The 20984-nt window shown below is 66.8% G+C and carries 16 protein-coding genes; 13 read left to right on the forward strand and 3 right to left on the reverse strand.

Translation table 11 applies throughout. The annotated features are described in order from the left end of the window. The first annotated feature begins 15 nt into the window (after positions 1–15). From VH569_RS08410 to VH569_RS08430, 5 genes are read left to right on the forward strand one after another with little or no spacing between them, the layout of a single operon-like run. The gene (locus tag VH569_RS08410; protein ID WP_423314935.1) at positions 16–1002 is read left to right on the forward strand and encodes a glycosyltransferase family 2 protein; all 987 of its coding nucleotides are present in this window, start codon (positions 16–18) and stop codon (positions 1000–1002) included. After that, on the forward strand, positions 999–2516 hold the full coding sequence (locus VH569_RS08415; RefSeq protein WP_423314936.1) for an O-antigen ligase family protein: 1518 nt from the start codon (positions 999–1001) through the stop codon (positions 2514–2516). Before VH569_RS08410 ends, VH569_RS08415 begins: the two co-directional genes overlap by 4 nt. Next, entirely contained in the window at positions 2501–3688 is a 1188-nt protein-coding gene (locus VH569_RS08420; RefSeq protein WP_423314937.1) for a glycosyltransferase family 4 protein, read from the forward strand. Before VH569_RS08415 ends, VH569_RS08420 begins: the two co-directional genes overlap by 16 nt. 10 nt (positions 3689–3698) lie before the next feature. Beyond that, positions 3699–4958 (forward strand): glycosyltransferase family 4 protein, encoded by a 1260-nt coding sequence (locus VH569_RS08425; protein WP_423314938.1) that lies wholly within the window; start codon positions 3699–3701, stop codon positions 4956–4958. Next, positions 4955–6658: a hypothetical protein gene (locus VH569_RS08430; RefSeq protein ID WP_423314939.1), complete on the forward strand. Its 1704-nt coding sequence runs from the start codon at positions 4955–4957 to the stop codon at positions 6656–6658. Before VH569_RS08425 ends, VH569_RS08430 begins: the two co-directional genes overlap by 4 nt. Before the next feature lie 10 nt (positions 6659–6668). On the opposite strand, the gene VH569_RS08435 is transcribed toward VH569_RS08430, so the two are convergent. Further along, positions 6669–7871 (reverse strand): glycosyltransferase family 4 protein, encoded by a 1203-nt coding sequence (locus tag VH569_RS08435; RefSeq protein ID WP_423314940.1) that lies wholly within the window; start codon positions 7869–7871, stop codon positions 6669–6671. A 342-nt stretch (positions 7872–8213) separates the two neighbouring features. Between VH569_RS08435 and VH569_RS08440 the strand changes: the two genes are divergently transcribed. Together VH569_RS08440 and VH569_RS08445 are read left to right on the forward strand one after the other, a co-directional pair. After that, positions 8214–10985, forward strand: a complete 2772-nt coding sequence (locus VH569_RS08440; RefSeq protein ID WP_423314941.1) for a carbohydrate-binding domain-containing protein — start codon at positions 8214–8216, stop codon at positions 10983–10985. A 720-nt stretch (positions 10986–11705) separates the two neighbouring features. Next, the gene (locus tag VH569_RS08445; protein WP_109049090.1) at positions 11706–12515 is read left to right on the forward strand and encodes a LuxR C-terminal-related transcriptional regulator; all 810 of its coding nucleotides are present in this window, start codon (positions 11706–11708) and stop codon (positions 12513–12515) included. A 41-nt stretch (positions 12516–12556) separates the two neighbouring features. Here the strand turns inward: VH569_RS08445 and VH569_RS08450 are convergent, their stop codons facing one another. Further along, positions 12557–14614 carry a sensor domain-containing protein gene (locus VH569_RS08450; RefSeq protein WP_391346613.1) on the reverse strand — a complete coding sequence of 686 codons (2058 nt, stop codon included), beginning with the start codon at positions 14612–14614 and terminating at the stop codon, positions 12557–12559. Between the two features lie 662 nt (positions 14615–15276). Here VH569_RS08450 and VH569_RS08455 point away from each other — a divergent pair. Further along, positions 15277–16113 carry a formate/nitrite transporter family protein gene (locus tag VH569_RS08455; RefSeq protein WP_423314942.1) on the forward strand — a complete coding sequence of 279 codons (837 nt, stop codon included), beginning with the start codon at positions 15277–15279 and terminating at the stop codon, positions 16111–16113. 66 nt (positions 16114–16179) lie between these two features. Further along, complete coding sequence (locus VH569_RS08460; protein WP_423314944.1) at positions 16180–17934, forward strand: protein kinase domain-containing protein; 1755 nt, start codon at positions 16180–16182, stop codon at positions 17932–17934. A 28-nt stretch (positions 17935–17962) separates the two neighbouring features. Here the strand turns inward: VH569_RS08460 and VH569_RS08465 are convergent, their stop codons facing one another. Beyond that, on the reverse strand, positions 17963–18142 hold the full coding sequence (locus VH569_RS08465) for a zinc-finger domain-containing protein (protein ID WP_412504566.1): 180 nt from the start codon (positions 18140–18142) through the stop codon (positions 17963–17965). Positions 18143–18330: 188 nt separating this feature from the next. On the opposite strand from VH569_RS08465, the gene VH569_RS08470 reads away from it, so the two are divergent. From VH569_RS08470 to VH569_RS08485, 4 genes are all read left to right on the forward strand, one after another. After that, positions 18331–19329, forward strand: coding sequence for an ABC transporter ATP-binding protein (locus tag VH569_RS08470; RefSeq protein WP_423314945.1), 999 nt, complete (start codon positions 18331–18333; stop codon positions 19327–19329). A gap of 4 nt (positions 19330–19333) precedes the next feature. Then, positions 19334–20311 carry a lysophospholipase gene (locus VH569_RS08475; protein WP_423314946.1) on the forward strand — a complete coding sequence of 326 codons (978 nt, stop codon included), beginning with the start codon at positions 19334–19336 and terminating at the stop codon, positions 20309–20311. 98 nt (positions 20312–20409) lie between these two features. Continuing rightward, the gene (locus tag VH569_RS08480) at positions 20410–20589 is read left to right on the forward strand and encodes a hypothetical protein (protein WP_423314947.1); all 180 of its coding nucleotides are present in this window, start codon (positions 20410–20412) and stop codon (positions 20587–20589) included. 138 nt (positions 20590–20727) lie between these two features. Next, entirely contained in the window at positions 20728–20967 is a 240-nt protein-coding gene (locus tag VH569_RS08485; protein WP_246306903.1) for a hypothetical protein, read from the forward strand. Positions 20968–20984: the final 17 nt, after the last annotated feature.

Below are 20984 nucleotides of genomic sequence, written 5' to 3' on the forward strand. Positions count from 1 at the left end.
GGAACGACTCCTTCCATGGCGACCCGCCCGGTATCGCTGGTGCCGATTGACCCCACCGCCACCGAGCGGCTGGGCGTCACCGTGATCGTCCCGACCTATCGCCGGCCGGACCAGCTGGCAGGTTGCCTGGACGGGCTGGTCCGCCAGACCCTGGCGCCGGTCCAGGTGGTCGTCACCGTGCGCGACAGCGATCCGGAGTCCGCCGAGGTCGCCCGCCGCTACCGCCCCGCCCTGCCCGTCCGGGTCGTCGGCATCGACGTGCCGGGGCAGGTCGCCGCCATTAACTGCGGCATGGACCATGCTATCGGCGACATCGTCGCCATCACCGACGACGACGCCGTCCCCCATCCCGACTGGGTGGAGCGGATCGAGGCGTGGTACCGCACCGATCCCCGCATCGGCGGGGTCGGCGGCCGCGACCATGTCTTTCACGGCAACGTGCCGGAGACCGGAGAGGCGGAAATCGTCGGCCGGCTGCAATGGTTCGGACGCGTCATCGGCAACCACCATCTGGGCGTCGGCCCGGCGCAGGACGTCGACGTTCTGAAAGGCGCCAACTGGAGTTTCCGCCGGGTGGCCATTGCCGGCCAACGGCTGAACACCCGGCTGCGCGGCAGCGGTGCCCAGGTCCGCAACGAGGTGGATTTCTGCCTGCGCCTGTCCCGCCAGGGCTGGCGGCTGGTCTACGATCCGCTGGTGGCGGTCGACCATTTTCCGGCCGTCCGTTTCGACATCGACCAGCGAGGCAGCGATCATTTCCACCCGCTGGCACAGGAGAACGCGACCTTCAACGACACGCTGGCGCTGATGGCCCATTTCGGCCCGGCCAACCGCGCCGCCTTCGCCGCCTGGGCCATGCTGGTGGGAACCTGCGAGTTTCCTGGACTGGCGCAATGGGCGAGGCTGCGGCTGCGCGGCGACCGCCATGCCGGGGCGAAGCTGCGCGCCACGCTGCGCGGCCGGCTGGCGGGGATGCGCGACTGGCGGGAGACAGCGGCATGACCTTCGCCACCGCCGGCCAGGATCAGAGCCATCTGGCGCAGAACCATCTGGCCCATACCCATCACGGCGCGGGCGGCCTACCGTCCCTGGGCAAGCTGGCCGCACCGGTCTTCTGGTTCCTGGTTCTGCTGCCGGTGCTGGTCGGCAAGGCCGGCCTGCTGGAGATCATCTTCCCGGTCGGAGCCCTGGCCGTCGGCGCGCTGCTGGTGACGCGCGACCCGGCCCGCTTCGCCGCCTTCACCTGGTGGCTGTGGTTCCTGACGCCGGAGGTGCGCCGGCTGGTCGATTACCAGGCGGGCTGGAGCGTCATCAGCCCGGTCATGGTGACCCCCTTCGCCGTCGGCGCCATGACCTGGCTGGTGATCGCGCAGTATCTGCCGATGCTGCGTTACCGCGCCTATTTCGGCTTCGTGCCGGTGATGCTGGGCATCTTCTACGCCTATTTCAACGGCATCACCCAGGCCGGCATGGCGGCGGCGACCTTCGCGCTGCTGAACTGGCTGGTGCCGGTAACGCTGGGTCTCTACGTCGCCCTGCACTGGCCGCTCTACCCGCAGATGCGCGACGCGGTGCTGCGCGCCTTCGTGGCAGGGCTGGCGCTGGTCGGCGGCTATGGGCTGATCCAGTACTTCTTCATGCCGGCCTGGGACGCGCGCTGGCTGATCAATGTCGGCATGACCAACCAGGGCATGCCGCTGCCGATGCAGGTGCGGGTGTTCAGCACATTGAACTCCTCCGGCCCGCTGGCTTTCCTGCTGGTGACCGGGCTGGCGGTGCTGCCGGCGGCCCGCGGCATCCTGGTGCCGATTGCTGGCGCGCTGGCGCTGGGGTCGCTGCTGCTCAGTCTGGTGCGGGCGGCGTGGCTGGCCGGGCTGTTCACCTTCGCCTGGCTGTTGCTGACCATGCCCGGCCGGCACCGGTTGCGGCTGGTCGCCGTCGGCGTTGGACTGATCCTCTGCTCCCTGCCGCTCCTCAGCGTGCCGTTGGTCAACCAGGCCATCGTCTCCCGTTTCGACACGCTGAATTCGATGGAGAACGACCGCAGCTATCAGGAACGGCAGGAGTTCTACGGCCGCTTCCTCATCCAGGCGCTGACCGAGGTGCGCGGCGCCGGGCTCGGTACCATCGACACCGCGACCAAGCTGACCAACGAGGACGGCCAGTTGGGCGCCATGGCCTTTTTCGACAGCGGCATCCTGCGCGTGCCCTACGAACTCGGCTGGCCCGGCACGCTGGGCTATGTCGCCGGGATCATCGCGCTGACGGTGGGCATGCTGCGCCGCGGCGGGGCGCCGCCCGACCCCTTCGCCCGCTGCGCCGAGACCGCAGCGCTGACGATCCTCCTCTGCATGGTGTTCGAGCACACGCTGGTGAAGGTCACGGGCGTCGGCTTCTGGTTCTTCCTGGGCATGGCGATGGCCGCCAAGAACCATGGGCTCGCCACCCAGCAGGCCATGCTTGCGGCAACCACCGCACGCCAATTCCAAGAGGACGAGCAATGGACGGAAGCCTGATCCTGCCCGGCACCCTGCCGGAGGAGATGCGGGAGGCCAGCGTGCTCCAGCTTGGGCTGGGCTGGTTTCCGGAGACCCATGGCGGGGCGGAGAACATGTTCTACCACCTCGCCCGCCATCTGCCGCAGCAGGGCATCGCATTCTCCGGGCTGGTGCTGGGCACCGTCTCCGAAACGCTGGACAACGGCGCCCGCATCGCCAGCTTCGCGCCGCCTTCGGCCTCCCTGCCGCGCCGGATGGTGGCGGCGCGGACCGCCATCGCGGAGGCGCTGCGCCGGCAGGCTCCGGACCTCGTCGCCTCGCATTTCGCGTTGAACACGGTGGGGGCCCTGCCGGCCCTGCGCAACCGCCCGATGGTCGTCCATTTCCATGGCCCCTGGGCACTGGAAAGCGCTGCGGAGGGGGCCGGCCCGCTGGCGGTGCGGCTGAAATTCATGGTGGAGCGGCTGGTCTATCACCGCGCCACCCGCTTCATCGTGCTGTCCCGGTCTTTCGCAACCGTCCTGGCCGAACGCTATGGCGTGCCGCCGGAGCGCATCCACCGGGTGCCGGGCGGCGTCGATGCCGACCGCTACGACCTTCCCGACAGCCGGCAGCGGGCACGCGCCCGGCTCGGCTGGCCTCCGGGGCGTCCGACCGTGTTGACGGTGCGGCGGCTGGTGAAGCGCATGGGGCTGACGGCGCTGGTCGATTCCATGGCGGAGCTGCGCCGCCGGGTGCCCGACGTGCTGCTGGTCGTCGCCGGGCGCGGGCCGGAGGCGGCAGCCCTTCAGGACCGCATCGGCGCGCTGGGGCTGGAGGAGCATGTGCGGCTGCTGGGCTTCGTCCCCGATGCCCATCTTCCGCTGGCCTACCGCGCCGCCGATTTGTGCGTGATGCCGTCCCAGGCGCTGGAGGGCTTCGGCCTGACCGCGCTGGAATCGCTGGCCGCCGGCACCCCGGTGATGGTCACCCCGGTCGGGGGCCTGCCGGAGGTGGTGGAGGGGCTGGACGGCGACCTCGTGCTCGCCGGGACCGACGCGCGGTCCATCGGCATCGGCCTTGCGGAGGCGCTGACCGGAGTCCGCCGCCTGCCGGATGCCGACGCCTGCCGAGCCCTGGTCCGCAGCCGCTTCGACTGGCCGGTGATCGCCGCCCGCACCGCCGCGGTCTACCGCGGCGCCCTGCAATGAGAATTTTGTTATGAGTACGGTGGTCATCCTCTGCGACCATGCCCACCCCAGCGGCGGGCTGGCGAAGGTCGCCATTGCGGGCGCCGTCGGGTTGGCCGGGCGCGGCCACCGGGTCCAATTCTTCACCGCCGTGCCGCCCATCGATCCGGCCCTGCTGACCGCCGGCATCACCGTGCATTGCCTGGAACAGGCCGACCTGAAGGGCAATGCCGACCGTGTGCAGGCGGCGCTGCGGGGACTCTGGAACCGCGAAGCGGCGCGTGCCCTGGAGAACCTGCTTGCCGGCTGCCCGGCCAACGACACGGTGATCCACATCCATGGCTGGGCCAAGGCGTTGTCGCCCAGCGTCTTCCCGGTCTGCCGCAAATCCGGCCTGCCGGTGCTTCTGACCCTGCACGATTATTTCCCGCTTTGCCCCAACGGTGCCTTCTTCGTCTTTCCCGAAGGCATCAACTGTCCGCACCGGGCGCTGTCCGCCGGCTGTCTCGCCACCGACTGCGATGCCCGCGCCCTGCATCACAAATGGTGGCGGGCGGCCCGCCATGCGGCAGGCGCGCTGGCCGGCGGCTTCACCGGGGGCATGGCGCTGGTGACGCTCAGCGACCGGCAGCGCGCGGTGATCGCCCCCCACCTGCCGCCCGGCACCATGACCTTGCCCATCCCGAACCCGGTCGAGGTGCCGGACGAGATCAGGAATCGCGGTCCGGCTCCGGTCGCCGACAACAGCCACATGCTGTTCGTCGGCCGCCTGTCACGCGAGAAGGGCGCCGCCCTGCTGGCCGAAGCGGCGGCCGAGGCCGGTTGCCCGGTGCGCTTCATCGGCGACGGCGACGAGATGGAGACGGTCCGCCGGCTGAACCCGGAGGCGGAGCTTGCCGGCTGGCTGCCGCCCGATGGAGTGCTGGAGGAGGTGCGGCGGGCGCGCGCCCTGGTGGTTCCGTCGCTGTGGTACGAGACCTTCGGCCTCGCCGCCTATGAAGCGATGGCGAACGGCGTCCCTGTCATCGTCAGCGACAATTGCGCGGCGGCGGAGGCGGTCCTGTCCGGCGAGAACGGTTTCCTGTTCCGCAGCGGCGACGCCGCCGACCTCGCCCGCTGCCTGAAGCTGTTCGCCCACGATGCGGAGGTGACGCGGATGGGCCGCAACGCCTACGACCGCTATTGGCAAGCACCCTTTACCCTGGATCGCCATCTCGACCGGGTGGAGGAGGTCTATCGCGCCGCCCTCAGCGGCGGGCTCCAGCGACCGGCGCGGGTTCGTGTCCCATGAATGACCGAACCGGCAGCCACATCGGCAGGCGTGCGCTGCTGGCCACGGCCCTGGCACTGCCGGCTGCCGCATCCGCCGCCGTAACTGCCCTGGCCGCTCCGGACAAGCCATCGCGCCCGTCCCCCAACCCGGCCCCCGACCACCACCCCGGCTCGCCGCCGCGGAACGGCCCGGCCCTGTCGATCCGCGACCGCGGCGCCATCGGCGACGGACGCAGCCACCCCCTGTCGGAACGCTACAAGACCCTGGAGGCGGCGCGGCGTGTCCATCCGCATGCCCGTTCCCTGGACCAGGAATGCGATTGGGCCGCCCTGCAAGGCGCTGTCCTGGAACTGTCGCGCACCGGCCAGGGCGGGACGGTGCTGGTGCCGCCGGGGCAATACCGGCTGGATGGCGAGATCGTCCTGCCCAACCTCGACCGCTACGACGATGCCTTCAACGAGGTCGAGATCGTCGGCGCCGGCATGCGGGCCTCGCTGCTGTCCTGGCCGGAGGATCTTGGGCCGGGCCGCTTCGCCATCCGTGCCGGCAGCCGGCAAGCAGGCCGCGACGATAACAAGGGCTATCAGCGCAGCCGCATCGCGCATCTCAGCCTGCGCGGGCCGAAGCCCGGCAACCGGCCGGGCAATGCGCCGCCGGGCATGGGCGGGGTGGCCCTGACCTCCCGCTTCCTGCTGGAGCGGGTCGGGGTCTACGGCTTCCGCGCCGGGGTGGATGTCTGGCGCGACCATTCCTCGCTAATTTCCTGCCAGCTGACCAAGAACCACATCGGTGCCTACTGGTCGGCGGGAACCGACAGCTTCGGCGATCATCTGTTCCTCGACACCGATCTCGCCGGCAACACGCTGGCCTCCATCGCCGTGGCGCCGGAAAACGGCATCGATCATGCCAGCTTCCTCTCCTGCCATTTCGGCTTCTCGCCCTACGCCATCCTGGCGGAGGACGGGGCGCCGAAGCGGACCTTCCTGTCCAACAACAAGTTCCTCGACTGCGCCTTCGAGGCCTGCGGCAACGGCTGGATCCAGGGGCCGATGGCGGAGATGTACGGCAATGTCCTAATCGGCTGCAGCGGGTCTCTGCTTCCCGACTATCGTCTGGCCGGGCGTCCGGTCACCGGATTGATCGTAGTTCGGTCGCTGGAGCGCAACCGGTTCACCGGCGGCAGCGCCAGCTTCGGCGACGGCACCAACGACCGCGCCGCCGACATCGAGACCGCGGCCGTGGTGGCATCCTCGGCCGTCGGCAACCGGTTCGAGGATGCGGAGCGGCTGATCCGCCTCGGCCGCGACGGGTTCGCTCCGGCGCTCAGCATCTCCGGCACCTGCCGCGCCAACCGGTTCGAGGCGGTGGACTGCGCCGGCGAGTTCCGCAGGGTGGGCTCCGGCGGCGTCGATGCCGGCAATCTGGTGCAGCGCGATTACGACCGGGTGCGCCGGCTGGAGCAGGACCGCCCGGCCGACGGCGTCGCCCTGACCTCGGCATCAGCCGGCGGCGTCGTGCCGGTCGCCACCAGCGGCACCGCACCGGTCGGCAAGACCCGCGCCGCCATCCGCATGGGCAGCCTGCTGCGCCCTGCCGGCGGCGTTCCTCAGCGGGTCGATTCCACTGCCGGACCCGCGGCTGCGGTAGGCGTGGCCGTGGCGGACGCCCCGGCGGGGAGCGACAGCGTGATGATGGATTTGCGGCTGGGAGCGCGCTGACGGCACCCGGTCAGGGGGCCGATCCGGCCAGCAGTCCCCGCCCCTCGACCGCCTGACCCGCGCATCCCCGCTCCTCCAGCAAGTCGGCATACTGCCCGGCCGTCACCGACCAGTCCTGGCTCTCGGCGATCCGGCGCCCGGCCTCGCCCATGCGGCGGCGGAGCGCCGGGTCGGCCGCCAGGCTGCGCATCGCCTGCACCAGCTCGGCATGGTCGTCCGGGCGATCCAGCACGATGGCCGCCCCGTCTTCCAGCAGCCGGCCGGCACCGGCGAGGCGCGTGGTGACGACCGGCAGCCCGCTCGCCGCCGCTTCCAGCAGGACGAGGCCGAAGGGCTCGTAGCGGGTCGGGAAAACGAACAGGTCGGCTGCCCGCATCAGCGCCGCCACGTCGCGCCGGTGGCCGAGGAAGCGGACCCGTTCCTCCACCCCCAACGCCCGCGCCATCGCCGGGAATGGGCCGCCCCGCTCGTCCCCGACCACCGCCAGCGCCAGATCCGGCACCTCGGCCAGCGCGCGCAGCACGCCGTCCAGATTCTTGCGGTCGCTGCGGGCATCGCCGACGAACAGCGCCACCGGCCGGCCGAGCGGCAGGCCGAACAGCGCCGGATCCGGCGTTCCCGGATGGAATTCTTCGACATCGACGCCATTGTCGATCACGTTCAGCCGCCCAGGCGCGATGCCGTCCTGGCACAACTCGTCCGCCACGGTGCGCGACACCGCCACCAGCCGGCCGGCGCGGCGAAAGCTCCAGCGCTCGAACCCGACATTCAGCAGCGTGTAGAGAGCCCGGTAGAGCGACAGGGGCGAGATGCCCTTGCGGATCGGGTGGGTGGGGGAGCGCATCCAGGCGGAATGGACGAAATGCACCGCATTCACGTCCGACCACGCCCAGCTGACGAAGCCGTTCACCACCACCCGGTCGATCTCCGGCCGGTCTTTCCCCCGGCGCTTTTCCCGTGCCAGCGCCCGGCTGGCCCGCCATGCGAACAGCTGGTCCTTCGCCAGTTGCGTCGGCACCCCTCCCCCGTCGATGCGGACCCAGCGCAGGCGCGGATGACGCGCCAGTTCGTCCGACAGTTCCGACGCGATGGCGACGACCTCGTGCCCGCGGCGAAGCAACTCGTCGACCACGACCGCGTTCACGCGGCCCTGGCCGTCATGGCGGACGATCTTCTGCGTAACAACGGCGATGCGCAGGGATTCGGTGCGCATGGGGAGGTCTCCTGCCCTGCCTGATCTGCGGTATCGGCGACGGTTCGTGCCGCAGTGGACCATGGAGGCGGAGCGGACACCAAACAAACGAAAGATACGATCTCCACACAACAGGCTTAAGACTGCCGATCCCGGATTCAGTCTTTCAGCGTCTAAAGCATTCGCGGACTCAAAATCGATTTTTTTGGAAGAGTCAAAGATGAGTCAGAGTCATGTCCCAAGATTGACTCTCTCAATTACATAACCTTTCGTGCGACTACTCCTAACGAGAAGGGTAATCCGACCGATACGGGTAATCCCGTTTTGGAAGATCTTAATATCCGATTAATAGGAGTCGTGCCGATGTCGTCCACCGAGTCCAATCTCATCGATGTCACCTTTGCGATCGACGCATGGGGACAGGCTGCCGGCGGCATCTGGCCGCATCTGGCGCTCAAACTCGATGGTGCGACCATCGGTCAGGCGACGGTGAACAGCAGCACCGCGGGCCGTTACACGATCACCACCAAGGTCGCCGCCGGCAGTGCGCACAACCTCCAGCTCGTCTATGACAATGACGGAGTGGTCGGCGGCGCCGACCGCAACCTGTTCGTCCGCGCCGTGGCTGTGAATGGCACCTCGATTGCCGTCACCGACCCGTCGGTCACCTATGACAAGGGCGCCGTCGACGGGAAGGACGTGGTGAAGGGTCAGGAAGGTCTCTATTGGGGCGGCGCCTTGAACGTGCCGCTGCCCGCCTCGCTGTTCCCCGCTCCCACGGCGACCGATGCCGCCGAGGCGGTGGTCGCGACCCCGGCGGCGACCAAGTCCTTCAGCGTGGTCGTCAACGCCTGGGGCACCAGTGCCGGCGGGGTGCCGCCGCACTTCAAGCTTCTGGTTGACGGCAAAATGGTGGGCGACGCCAAGGTGGCCGCCACCAGCCAGACCGCCTACAAGTTCACGGTCGATCTCGATCCGGCCCTGACGCACAAGGTCCAGGTCCAGTACGACAACGACGCCGTGGTCAACGGCCAGGACCGCAGCCTCTATGTCGGCTCCGTCGTGGTGAACGGCCACAGCGTCGCCTCGACCGCCGCAGGCGTCACCTATGACCGCGGCGCGCTGGACGGCAAGGACGTCATCGCCGGCCAGCAGGGCCTGTGGTGGAACGGCACGCTCAGCATTCCCGTCAGCAAGGACATGCTGGCCAGCGGCACGACGACGACCACCCCCACGGCGCCGACCACTCCCACCACTCCGACGGCACCGGCCGCCACGCTGCCGAAGAACGACCACAGCGCCAGCGCCGGGGTCAGCAGCGAGCGTCCGCCGCTGATGTCGGACGTGTCGACCATCTCCTGGGGCGCCGACCGTGGGCTGGCGCCGCAGCACCTGTTCTGGGAATCGGTGCCCGACTACGCCAATGCCGCCCATCTGAAGGAAACCCGCGACGTCGCCGCCGGCCATCTGGCCGACGGGGTGATGCCGCTGATCGGCATGCAGCTGTGGGAGGACACCTTCGAGTTCTCGCAGAACGGCGGCGAGTTCGCCAATCTGGGCGGCCACAAGGCGTGGGTGTCGTGGGTCAAGGCCCATCCGCAGTATCTGGGACGTGACGGCGACGGCAATGTCCTGAACTCCGACAGCAGCAATCCCTATGGCTGGGGCTATGTCAGCCCGCTGATGCCGCTGGACGCCAAGGATGCACCGGCCGGCTGGACCGGCGGTACCGCCCATTATGCCGACTGGATGGCCGACAAGCTGGGCCGCCTGTCCGCCCTGACCGGCACCCGCGGGTACGAGCTGGCCGACTTCTTCGACGGCAGCCCGCATTCCGGCGTGATGGACTTCTTCAACTCCCGCATGATCGCGGAGTTCAGCAGCAAGACCGGCATCAAGGTGGCCGGCAGCACGCTGGCGCAGCAGGCACAGGACATCGTCAACAACCACCCGACCCAGTGGCTGGACTATTTCGTCGACGGCTGGGCCTATGGTTGGAAGGCGCTGGACGACGCCATCGTGAAGAACACCGGCAAGGCGGCCTGGCTGACCACCCAGGTGTCCTTCACCCCGGCGGCGATGCGCGAATTCGCCGGCGTCGATGCCCGCGTGATCGCCGACACGATGAACGAGAAGGACATCCTGTTCAACGTGCAGACCCTCGAACGTTTCGAGATGCAGCACAAGCAGGCCCCGGCCTCCTACGAGCAGGCGATGCTGGGCATCCACGCCGCCCGCGCGCCGGACGCCCATTTCGGCCACATGATGTCCTCGTCGGAGGACGATTACTGGGGCGCGGTGAACAGCCTCTACACCGGCGTCACCGGCACGGTGCGTGACGAGCTGGGCTGGGGCCGGTTGGAGCAGACCTGGCTGCAAAGCGGCTGGACCATGATCGCCGACGACCAGGGCGGCGTCCGCCGGGCGGCGGAGCAGTGGTCGCGCAGCTATCACGATTGGGGCGAGGTCAAGCAGCCCTGGCTGGACATGCTGCGCGACATCGTGCCGACCCGTCCCTTCGGCCCGGCGCTCTATTACAGCGCCAACGCCGAAAAGGCGATGAATGCGCTGGAGCCGGCCGGCAACTCCATCGGCAATGCCTATCTGGGCGAATTGCTGGAGCCGATCACCAAGCTGCACGATGCCGGCGTGCCCTTCGGCTATTACGTCAGCGACGCCGCCCTGCAATCGATGACCAAGGCCAGCGCGCCCAGCGCCTTCATCATCCCGCAGGCCACATACGAGGGGCACAACCTGTTCAGCGACGCCGAGATCGCCGCCCTGAAGGCGAAGGCCCCGGTGTTGATCGGCGACGAGGCGCTGAACTATCACCATCCGCTGACCTTCACCGACAAGGATCCGGATGCCCAGATCACCGGCTACGGCTTCTACGACCAGAAGGACCGGCTGATCGTCGTCGCCTCCGACCGCGTCGATTTCAATGACACCGCGGCGCGCAAGGCGGTGGCCACCCATGTGGAATTGCAGCTCGCCAACGGCCACTACACGGTCCAGGACCTGATGCACAACACCACCCAGGGTTTCGACGTGGTGAACGGCGTCGGCGGCTTCGACACCACCATCGCCCGCTGGGACACCGGCGTCTATGCCATCACCCACGACGTGGTGGCATAAGGCGGCGGCCAAGACGCAGCTAGCCGGAACGAAAATGGAGCCCCGTCCAGGCGGGGCTCCATTTTCGTTTCCATGGTCAACGAAGATTCTCCTGGCAACCGCTGTTTAAGAGTCTATATTATCGATGGTGAACTGGCGCAGATCGGACAGATGACAAGTCAATCCATCTAATATAAGTTGCTTTATGATGGTTTTTTTCTTCTTAGTATGGCAAAATCGTTTGGCTCCCTTCCCTTCGGACCCGCCACTATTGGCGATATCCCTTGGAGCCCCCACTGTCTTTGTCGGGTAATCATCTCTATACCGGCACACGAGGATGGTTTATTACTGCTGTCCGTCTGACAAGGGACTCCGCCCTGACAGGGTGATTCTCACCCCCACTGAGCCTGGAACAATTCCAAAAGTGATGCAGACAATGCCGTGAGTGCCGGATCATAGTTTGATCTAAATTCGAACGGGCGAGCACGACACCAGCGATACAACGTGCATCGTCCATCGGAATTGCGGCATTGCGCGGCCAAGCGCGGCGGCATCGGAGACTGCGGAGGCAACGGTCCGAACGGGGGGCCGAAGGTCGGACGCCGGGCAGAAGAATCCGGCAAACCTGAATTGCCACGCACCGGCACCGCCGACATCCAAGCACAGCGTCCAGGGGGGAAAGCCTGCCTTCCGGCCGCGCAATGCCGTCCACCATTTCGTCTATTCCTGGGGGAGACGGACATGTCCGATCGTATTCGTGTGATTGTTCACAACCAAAGCCGATTGCTGCGCGAATCCATCCTGAACATTCTGGATGACTGCTTCGAAGTCATCGACCCGCAAAGCCGGCTTGTAACTGGACTTTCACCCAAGACGATGTGGAACGGCAGAACGAACGGCGCCGCCGACCGCTATTCCGACGGGTTCTCCGCCAGGGGGGCTGTGGCCACGCTGGAGGCGCCGCCTGGAAACGGCTCCGGAAACGGCAATCCCGACCGATCCGCCGACATCGTGCTGTTCGATCTGGCCTCGCTGAAGACCGACGCCTGGAACTTCCGCAGCTGGTACGGCGAGCAGGCCAAGCTTGCGATGATCGCCGACGAATTTTCCGCCCACCACATGCGGATGGCCCTGCGCTTCGGCGTGCGCGGCTATCTCCTGAACCGGATGGCGCCGGCCGCCTTCGTGCTGTCCCTGCGCCTGATCCATGCCGGCGAGCCGGTGGTGCCGGAGGAATGCTTCGATTACTTCTCTCCCACCGCACTGCGCCGCGGTGGCGAGGATGGGGCGATGGCCCAGCATGAAACCGAACTGCTGGGTTATCCCGGGCTCTATCCGCGTCACGCCCGCATCCTGAAGCTGATCATGGACGGATGCAGCAACAAGGAAATCGCGCGCGAGATGCTGATGACGGAAGATCTCGTGAAGCTTCATGTCCGTCACATCATGCAGACCATCAACGTCCGCAACCGCACCCAGGCCGCCCTGTGGGCTGCCCAGAGCGGCATCATCCAGGAGATGGAGTATTTCCTGGAACGGACGGCGCCGTAAGCCGGGTTATCCCCTCTCCCGGCGGGAGAGGGGAGCAGCCGTCAGGCCGGAACCACGCTGTTGCCGAGGAAGGCTTCGAACTGATCGATCGGCAGCGGCCGGCTGATCAGATAGCCCTGGATGCGGGTGCAGCGCTGCTGGCGCAGCATGTCGGCCTGCTCCTGCGTCTCCACCCCCTCGGCGATGGTGTCGAAGCCCAGGCTCTCGGCAAGATTGACGATGGTGCCGACGATGGCCGGGTCGGTGGTCGACTTCACGATGTCGCGGACGAAGCTGCGGTCGATCTTCAGCGTGTCGATGGGGAAGCGCTTCAGATAGGCCAGCGAGGAATAGCCGGTGCCGAAATCGTCGATGGACAGGCGGACGCCGATGTCCTTCAACCCGTTGAGGATCGTCACCGCCTTCTCGATGTCGCCGATCATGGCACCTTCGGTCAGCTCCAGCTCCAGCCGGTCGGCCGGGATGCCTGCCGATTCAACCACGCTGCGCACGAAACCGACGAGGCGGGCGTCCTGGAACTGGCGCGGCGACAGGTTCACCGACACCGAGGGGATCGGCAGGTCGCGCCGGATCCAGTCGGCCAGCCGTCGGCAGGATTCGATCAGGGTCCAGGCGCCGATTTCCCAGATCAGGCCGGTTTCCTCGGCAAGCGGGATGAACTCCGCCGGGCTGACCACGCCGCGGACCGGGTGACGCCAGCGGATCAGCGCTTCCGCCCCGATGGTGCGGTTGCCGACCAGATCGATCTTGGGCTGGAAATGCAGTTCGAACTCATCGCCGCCGCTGGCGCGGCGCAGGTCGCTCTCCAGCCCCAGCGTGAAGCCCGACCGCTCGCGCATCCCGCTGTCGTAGAAGACGTATTTGTGCTCGGGATTGCGCTTGGCGTGGTACATCGCCAGATCGGCATTGCGCAGAAGCTGGTCCGCCGTCTCGCCGTCGTCGGGATAGAAGGCGATGCCGATGGACGCGCCGCAGAAAAGCTCCTGATTGTGGACGCTGAACGGCTCCGACATCGAATAGAGCACCTTCTCGACCAGCCGGGCTCCGGCGGAGCGGTCGGCGGCGTCAGGCGCCACGATCAGGAACTCGTCCCCGCCCAGCCGGCCGACGGTGTCGGTCATGCGGGTGCAGTTGCGCAGGCGCCGGGCCACCAGCTTCAGCAGTTCGTCGCCGGCATGGTGGCCCAGCGTGTCGTTCACCTGCTTGAAGCGGTTGAGGTCGAGGAAGGCGACGGCAACCTTGCTCTTGGTCCGCTGGGCACGGACGATGGCCTCCTCCAACCGCTCGCAGACCAGCCAGCGGTTGGGCAGGTCGGTCAGCCGGTCGAAACTGGCCTGATAGCGGATCTGGTGTTCCTGCGACTTGCGCTGGCTGATGTCGGCGATGGTCAGGACGTAATGTTCCAGCACACCGTTCGGCGCGCGGACCGACGTCACCGACAGGGCGGCGGCGAAGGCGTCGCCCGAATGGCGGAAGCTGGTGACCTCCCCCTGCCAGCGGCCGGCCTGGCGCGCCGTGGTCCAGATGGCGTCGACGAACTCCCGCTCGTGCGAGCCGGGGGCGAAGAGCACCAAAGGCTTGCGGAGCAGCTCCTCCCGTTGGAAGCCGGTCATGATCTCGTAGGCCGGGTTGATCGCCTGAACGGTCAGTTCGGGATCGACGATCAGAATGCCGTCGGCGACGCTGTCGAACACGGTGGCGAGCAGCCGGATTTTCTCCTCATGCTGCTTGCGCTCGGTGATGTCCTGGACGGTGCCTTCGTAATAGCGGATGCGGCCGGCGGCGTCGCGCACGCAGCGCGCACTTTCCGAAATCCAGATGATGGAGCCGTCGCGGCGGAAGACGCGCGCCTCGAAGCTGAGGACGCGGTCCTGGCGGGCCATCAGGTCGGCGAAGGCCTCGCGCTTGCCGGGATCGACATAGAGCTGACAGGCGATGTCGGTGAGGTTGGCGATCAGGTCTTCGGGCGAAGCATAGCCGTAGATATCGGCAAGCGCCGGATTGACCCGCAGGTAACGGCCGTCGACGGTGGTCTGATAGATGCCTTCGACAGCATTCTCGAAGATGCTGCGGTACTGCTCTTCAGTGTCGTGACTCATAGTACGCGCCTCATCCGACGCCGATCCCGAACCGCCTGGAAACAACATAGGCCTGCAACTCAAACAACGATTGTGGAACTGCCATCTTTCCGCAATGCGGCAAAGTAGACGCCGGTTCGATGAAGCCCGTCAAGCGACATCGCCTGTACTGTCTCATAGTACGAAGGGAAAATATAACAAAAAGGTAACCGTTCCTGACCATTACCGGCACATCCGACCCGGACCATTGCTCAGAGCATTGATTTGCAACGATAGTTTGACGAGCTTCGGTTAAAATCCTGAAAGACTTCCCCGCTATAGCCCTCGCTGTAACGGCCGTTCGCTTGTCAGATAGCATAATCGTTCTTGTACAAATGACTGATTTTTATTCAGCACTGCCCGGTCTTTGAGCAGTACAGGATCTTCTTTGCGTTGCAGCGTCGTCGCGGTGATCGAAATGCCGCTGCTTTGCTGCATTCCAGCGTTTGGCACATCCCGTGCAATGTGCCTTCCCGTTCAAGCCAACGGCGGTTTGACCAGCGCGGACCCAATGACTGCGGCCCGCACCCAAATCACACGCACTGCGTCCTTCCTCCTCCCGCCCCGCACCGGACCGGTGCCGCGCGGATCGCACCGGACGCTGCCGTGCCGTTTCTTCAGCGCTTGTTCCAAGGGGACTTGTCATGTCGTATCTCGTGCCCTCCGAGTTCGTCACCAAAATGGTGGACGCCGGCGAATCCAAGATTTTCATGTCCACCCGCGACACGATCATCCGCGCCTACATGGCCGGGGCGATCCTGGCGCTGGCGGCGGTCTTCGCCGTCACGGTCACGGTCCAGACAGGGTTCCCGATCATCGGCGCCATCCTGTTCCCCGTCGGCTTCTGCATGCTGTATCTGCTGGGCTTCGACCTGCTGACCGGGGTGTTCGTGCTCACCCCGCTGGCGCTGATCGACAAGCGGCCGGGCGTCACCATCGGCGGCGTGCTGCGCAACTGGGGGCTGGTGTTCGTCGGCAACTTCCTGGGCGCGCTGACGGTGGCGGTGATGATGGCCGTGGTCTTCACCTATGGCTTCTCCACCCCGCCGGACAAGGTCGGCACCGTCATTTCCCACATCGGCGAGAACCGGACGCTGGGCTACGCGCAGTATGGCGCGGCAGGAATGCTGACCATCTTCCTGCGCGGCATGCTGTGCAACTGGATGGTCTCCACCGGCGTCGTCGGTGCTATGATCTCCACCTCGGTCAGCGGCAAGGTGATCGCCATGTGGATGCCGATCATGCTGTTCTTCGGCATGACCTTCGAGCATTCGGTGGTGAACATGTTCCTGTTCCCGTCGGCGATGCTGATGGGCGGCAACTTCTCGGTCATGGACTACATGATCTGGAACGAGCTGCCGACGGTGCTGGGCAACCTGACCGGCGGGCTGGCCTTCACCGGCCTGACGCTCTACGCCACCCATGTCCGCACGGCACCCAAGCGCCGCCTGCCGCAGCCCCACCTGCAGCCGGCCGAATAAGCCACCTTGCCCGTCCGTCCGCTCTCCCCGGTCCGTCCTGGACCGGGGCCCGGAGCGGAGTTTTCCTTGAGCGGGGCCGGTATCGTGAAAGAGCTGCGGATCTCCATCGGCCAATGGTCCGACAAGGGGCGCAAGGAGACCAATCAGGATTTCCATGGAGCGTTGATCCCGGTGGCGCCGCTGCTGGGCATGAAGGGCATCGCGGTGGCGCTGGCAGACGGCATCAGCACCAGCCGGGTCAGCCACATCGCCAGCGAATCCGTGGTGAAGAGCTTCCTGACCGACTATTACTGCACGCCGGAAAGCTGGTCGGTCAGGATGGCGGCGCAGCGGGTTCTGGCGGCGACCAATTCCTGGCTGCACGCCCAGAACCGGCGCAGCGAATACCGCTACGACCAGGACCGCGGCTATGCCTGCACGCTGAGCGCGCTGGTGCTGAAATCGGCCACCGCGCACCTGTTCCATGTCGGCGATTCCCGCATCTACCGAATTGCCGGCCGGTCGCTGGAGCAACTGACCGACGACCACCGCGTGGTGGTGTCGTCGGAGGTCAGCTATCTCGGCCGGGCGATGGGCGTCGTTCCGCATGTCGAGATCGACTGCCGAGAGTTGCCGGTGGAACCCGGCGACGTCTTTCTGCTGGCGACCGACGGCGTCTATGACCATATCGATGCCGAATTTTTAATCAGCACAATCGACAGGCACCCGGACGACCTCGACCTTGCGGCGCGATTCGCGGTGGAAGAGGCGTTGCGGCGCGGCAGCACCGACAACCTGACCCTCCAGATCGTCCGAATCGAGGCGGTTCCCGACGCCGATGCCGGCGACCTGTTCCACCGGCTGTCCGACTTGCCCCTGCCGCCCCTGCTGGAACCGAGGACGGAGTTCGAGGGCTACCGCATTCTTCGGGAGTTGCATGCCAGCAGCCGCAGCCACGTCTATCTGGCCCAGGACGGTGCGGGCGGCTCAGGGGGGGCCCCGGCGGTGGCGCTGAAGGTGCCGGCCATCGACCGGCGCGACGACCGCGCCCACCTCCGCCGCTTCCTGATGGAGGAGTGGATCGCCCGCCGGCTCAACAGCCCCCATGTGCTGAAACCCCCGCCGCAAAGCCGGCCACGCCGCCACCTCTATGTTGTCACCGAGTATATCGAGGGGCAGACGCTGACCCAGTGGATGCGCGACCATCCAGACCCCGACCTGCCCGCCGTGCGCGCCATCGTCGAGCAGATCGGCAAGGGGTTGCAGGCCTTCCACCGGCTGGAGATGCTGCATCAGGATCTGCGGCCCGACAATGTGATGATCGACGGCACCGGAACGGTGAAGATCGTCGATTTCGGATCGGTTCTGGTCCCCGGCATCCTGGAGACCATGCCCGACGCCGACCGCGGCGAGATTCTGGGCACGCTGCAATACACCGCGCCCGAATATCTGCTGGGGGAAGGCGGAACGCCGGCGTCGGACCTCTATGCGCTGGGGGTCATCGCCTATCAGATGCTGACCGGCCGCCTGCCCTATGGCGCCGATGCGGCGACGGCCACCACGCGGGCGCGCCAGCGCAAGCTGGTCTACCGCACCGCCCTGGACGACCGGCGGGCGGTTCCCGCCTGGATCGACGGGGTGCTGCGCAGGGCGGTCCACCCGGACCCGGCCAAGCGCTATCAAGAATTGTCGGAGTTCCTGTACGACCTGCGCCACCCGCGCAAGCAGGCGGCGGGCACGCGGCGCCGGCCGCTGATCGAGCGCAACCCGCTGGCCTTCTGGCAGGGGCTGTCGGTGCTGCTGGCATTGGCCGTGCTGATCCTGCTGGCCGGCCGGGTCTGACCGGCCCGCCAGCAGGAGAAACGGGCTGTCAGTGCCCGTGGGCGACCTTCGCACCTTCCTTCAGCTTGAACAGGCGCGAGCAATAGGGGCATTCGACCTGCCCTTCGCGATCCAGCGTCAAATAGACCAGCGGATGGCCCAGCGCGCCGCCGCCGCCGTCGCATCCGACGGTCGAGGTTTCAACAAGGATCGTCTCGGTCGGCTGCATAGCAGTCATCCTCTGTTTTGACAGGCGCGCCGGTTCACGCCATCGTGGACACGCCCGCTGTCCGGGCCCCCGATCAGGGTTCCGCGCGCGCGGGCCGGATGATACCCATCGCGCGCCGCGGATCAACGGGGGAAACCACCGGACGCCGGGGCTTTTTCGCAAACCGCAAACATCATGGTTCAGGATCAATGGCCGCGCCAACCGATACCCCCACGCCCGTCTCGCTCCCGGCCAACGCGGTCGAGCTGCGCGGCCTGACCAAGATCTACCAGCCGACCGGCAAAGCCGGGCCGAAGCACGCGCTGAAGGGCATCGACCTCGTCATTCCGCGCGGGTCTCTGTTCGGACTGCTCGGCCCCAACGGCGCCGGCAAATCGACGATGATCAACATCCTCGCCGGGCTGGTGAACAAGACCGGCGGCACCGCCACCATCTGGGGGCATGAGGTGGCCGACCATCCGCGCCGCGCCCGCGCCTCCATCGGCGTGGTGCCGCAGGAACTCAACATGGATCCCTTCTTCACCCCGCGCGAGATGCTGGAGCTTCAGGCCGGCCTCTATGGCGTGCCGAAGAAGGAGCGCCGGACGGACGAACTGCTGGCCGCCGTCGGGCTGGCCGACAAGGCCGACGCCCACGCCCGTTCGCTGTCGGGCGGCATGAAGCGCCGGCTGATGGTGGCGAAGGCGATGGTCCACACCCCGCCGGTGCTGATCCTGGACGAGCCGACCGCCGGCGTCGATGTCGAGCTGCGCCGCCAGCTGTGGGACTATGTGCGCACGCTGAACAAGTCCGGCACCACCGTCCTGCTGACCACCCATTATCTGCAGGAGGCGGAGGAGCTGTGCGACACCATCGCCATCATCAACCACGGGCAGGTGGTGGCGTGCGAGCCGAAGACGACGCTGCTGCGCCGGGTCGACAACAAGGCGCTGTGCCTGACCCTGGAGCGCGACCTGACCGCCGCCCCGCCCGCGCTGGAAGGCTATACGGTCGAGCTGCCGGAGCCGCGGCGGATGGTCGTCCGCTATCAGCCGAGCCGCCAGCGTGCCGGCGCCATCCTGTCCGCTCTGGCGGCATCCGGAATTGGGATCGTCGATGTCACGACCGAAGAGTCGGATCTTGAAGATATATTCCTCCAACTGACGGGTGGTGCTCACAGCGACACAGGGGTAATCCATGCGGCATAGCGGAATGGCGGCTGTTCTCGGGTTGGGGCTTCTGCTTGGCGGCTGTGCCGCGGATTTCCAACCGATGGGGATGGCCGTCGTCCAGCCGCAGCTGAACGACAAGGTGCTGATCGCCGCCGACGGCTTCGAGCTGCCCATGCGCTCGTGGCTACCGGCCGACGGCAAGGTGCGGGCCGCGGTGGTGGCCCTGCACGGTTACAACGACTATTCCAATGCCTTCGACGGTGCCGGCCGCGACTTCGCGACTGCCGGCATCGCCACCTACGCCTATGACCAGCGCGGTTTCGGCGCCACCCGCGAACGCGGCGTGTGGGCCGGCACCCCCACGCTGGTCAGCGACGCCCGCACCGCGGTGGAGATGGTGCACAAGCGCCATCCCGGCGTGCCGGTCTATCTGATGGGCGAGAGCATGGGCGGTGCCGTCGTGCTGAGCGCGATGACCGGTTCCAACCCGCCCAAGGTCGACGGCACCGTCCTGGTCGCCCCCGCCGTCTGGGGGCGGCAGGCGATGGGCTTCTTCCCGCGTGCCGCGCTGTGGATCACCTACAATCTGGTTCCCGGGATGGTGGTGCATCCGCCGAAGGATCTGGACATCCACCCGTCCGACAACATCGAGATGCTGCGGGCTCTCGGCCGCGACCCTCTGGTCATCAAGGGCTCGCGCGTCGATGCGCTGGAAGGGCTGACCGACCTGATGGGGTCGGCGCTCGACGCCTGCCAGCATCTCCAGACACCGTCGCTGGTGCTTTATGGCGCCCATGAAGAAGTCCTGCCGCCGCGGCCGGTCGAGCGTGCCCTGAAGGATTTCGAATCCGGCGGGCGGCATGTCGTCGCCGTCTATCCCGACGGCTACCACATGCTGCTGCGCGACCTGAAGGGCAAGCTGGTGGTCAACGACGTCATCGCCTGGATCGCAAACCCCAAGGTGCCGCTGGCCAGCGGAGCCGACCGGGCGCCACGAGCGTTGCTGGCCGCCAAGTAAAGAACGGCCATTTTTTATCACAGGCGCCTGCGCGATTGCCGGTCCGACGGATTGTTCTTCATCCATCGCACCCTTTGGCAATGGTGGAGGACTGCCCGGTGAGCAATAACCCCACTCCCGATTTGCGTCTGTCGCCGGAAGAAGTCCGGGAGATGGCCGCCGAATACAAGCTTTCACCCCTGTGGGTGCGGCTGGCCCTGCTTCTGCGCCCGGCCAACCGCGCGGCGCTGGTGGCACTGCTGGGCTGGGCCAGCGGATTGCCGCATCCACCTGCCTGAAAGGGGCGGCCCAGGGCATGGGACCTTTGCAGCCAAAGGTATAGTACCCGTTAGCACCAAAGCCACTCTGCCCCTTCCAGCGGTTGAGAGCTAAGGTACCGCATAAGCGGACACCGTATGTCCCCGTTGGGAGGAACCATGCACAGCGTCGAATCTCAGGTTACCCCGTCCGGCGCCACCCGCGCCGCGGCGACTGCCCAGACGACCATGTCCTCTACCATGGATGTTCAGACCATCGCCGACCGCTACGGCTGGACCACCCCGATGGCCCGCTGGTGGATGGCGTTCGCCGCCTCGTCGGTCGGACCGAAGCCGGATACCATGATCGATTTTCTCGACAAGACCGTCGGCGGCGTGACGATGATCCGCCGGCGCTGATCGGCGCATCGACGGAC

The organism is Azospirillum sp. 11R-A (assembly GCF_049472615.1).
Taxonomy (GTDB): Bacteria; Pseudomonadota; Alphaproteobacteria; order Azospirillales; family Azospirillaceae; genus Azospirillum; species Azospirillum palustre.

Bases quoted from the DNA above. Each gene is read 5' to 3' on its own strand.
- VH569_RS08410 (WP_423314935.1), top strand. From the start codon at position 16: ATGGCGACCCGCCCGGTATCGCTGGTGCCGATTGACCCCACCGCCACC.
- VH569_RS08415 (WP_423314936.1), top strand. From the start codon at position 999: ATGACCTTCGCCACCGCCGGCCAGGATCAGAGCCATCTGGCGCAGAAC.
- VH569_RS08420 (WP_423314937.1), top strand. From the start codon at position 2,501: ATGGACGGAAGCCTGATCCTGCCCGGCACCCTGCCGGAGGAGATGCGG.
- VH569_RS08425 (WP_423314938.1), top strand. From the start codon at position 3,699: ATGAGTACGGTGGTCATCCTCTGCGACCATGCCCACCCCAGCGGCGGG.
- VH569_RS08430 (WP_423314939.1), top strand. From the start codon at position 4,955: ATGAATGACCGAACCGGCAGCCACATCGGCAGGCGTGCGCTGCTGGCC.
- VH569_RS08435 (WP_423314940.1), bottom strand. From the start codon at position 7,871: ATGCGCACCGAATCCCTGCGCATCGCCGTTGTTACGCAGAAGATCGTC.
- VH569_RS08440 (WP_423314941.1), top strand. From the start codon at position 8,214: ATGTCGTCCACCGAGTCCAATCTCATCGATGTCACCTTTGCGATCGAC.
- VH569_RS08445 (WP_109049090.1), top strand. From the start codon at position 11,706: ATGTCCGATCGTATTCGTGTGATTGTTCACAACCAAAGCCGATTGCTG.
- VH569_RS08450 (WP_391346613.1), bottom strand. From the start codon at position 14,614: ATGAGTCACGACACTGAAGAGCAGTACCGCAGCATCTTCGAGAATGCT.
- VH569_RS08455 (WP_423314942.1), top strand. From the start codon at position 15,277: ATGTCGTATCTCGTGCCCTCCGAGTTCGTCACCAAAATGGTGGACGCC.
- VH569_RS08465 (WP_412504566.1), bottom strand. From the start codon at position 18,142: ATGCAGCCGACCGAGACGATCCTTGTTGAAACCTCGACCGTCGGATGC.
- VH569_RS08470 (WP_423314945.1), top strand. From the start codon at position 18,331: ATGGCCGCGCCAACCGATACCCCCACGCCCGTCTCGCTCCCGGCCAAC.
- VH569_RS08475 (WP_423314946.1), top strand. From the start codon at position 19,334: ATGGCGGCTGTTCTCGGGTTGGGGCTTCTGCTTGGCGGCTGTGCCGCG.
- VH569_RS08485 (WP_246306903.1), top strand. From the start codon at position 20,728: ATGCACAGCGTCGAATCTCAGGTTACCCCGTCCGGCGCCACCCGCGCC.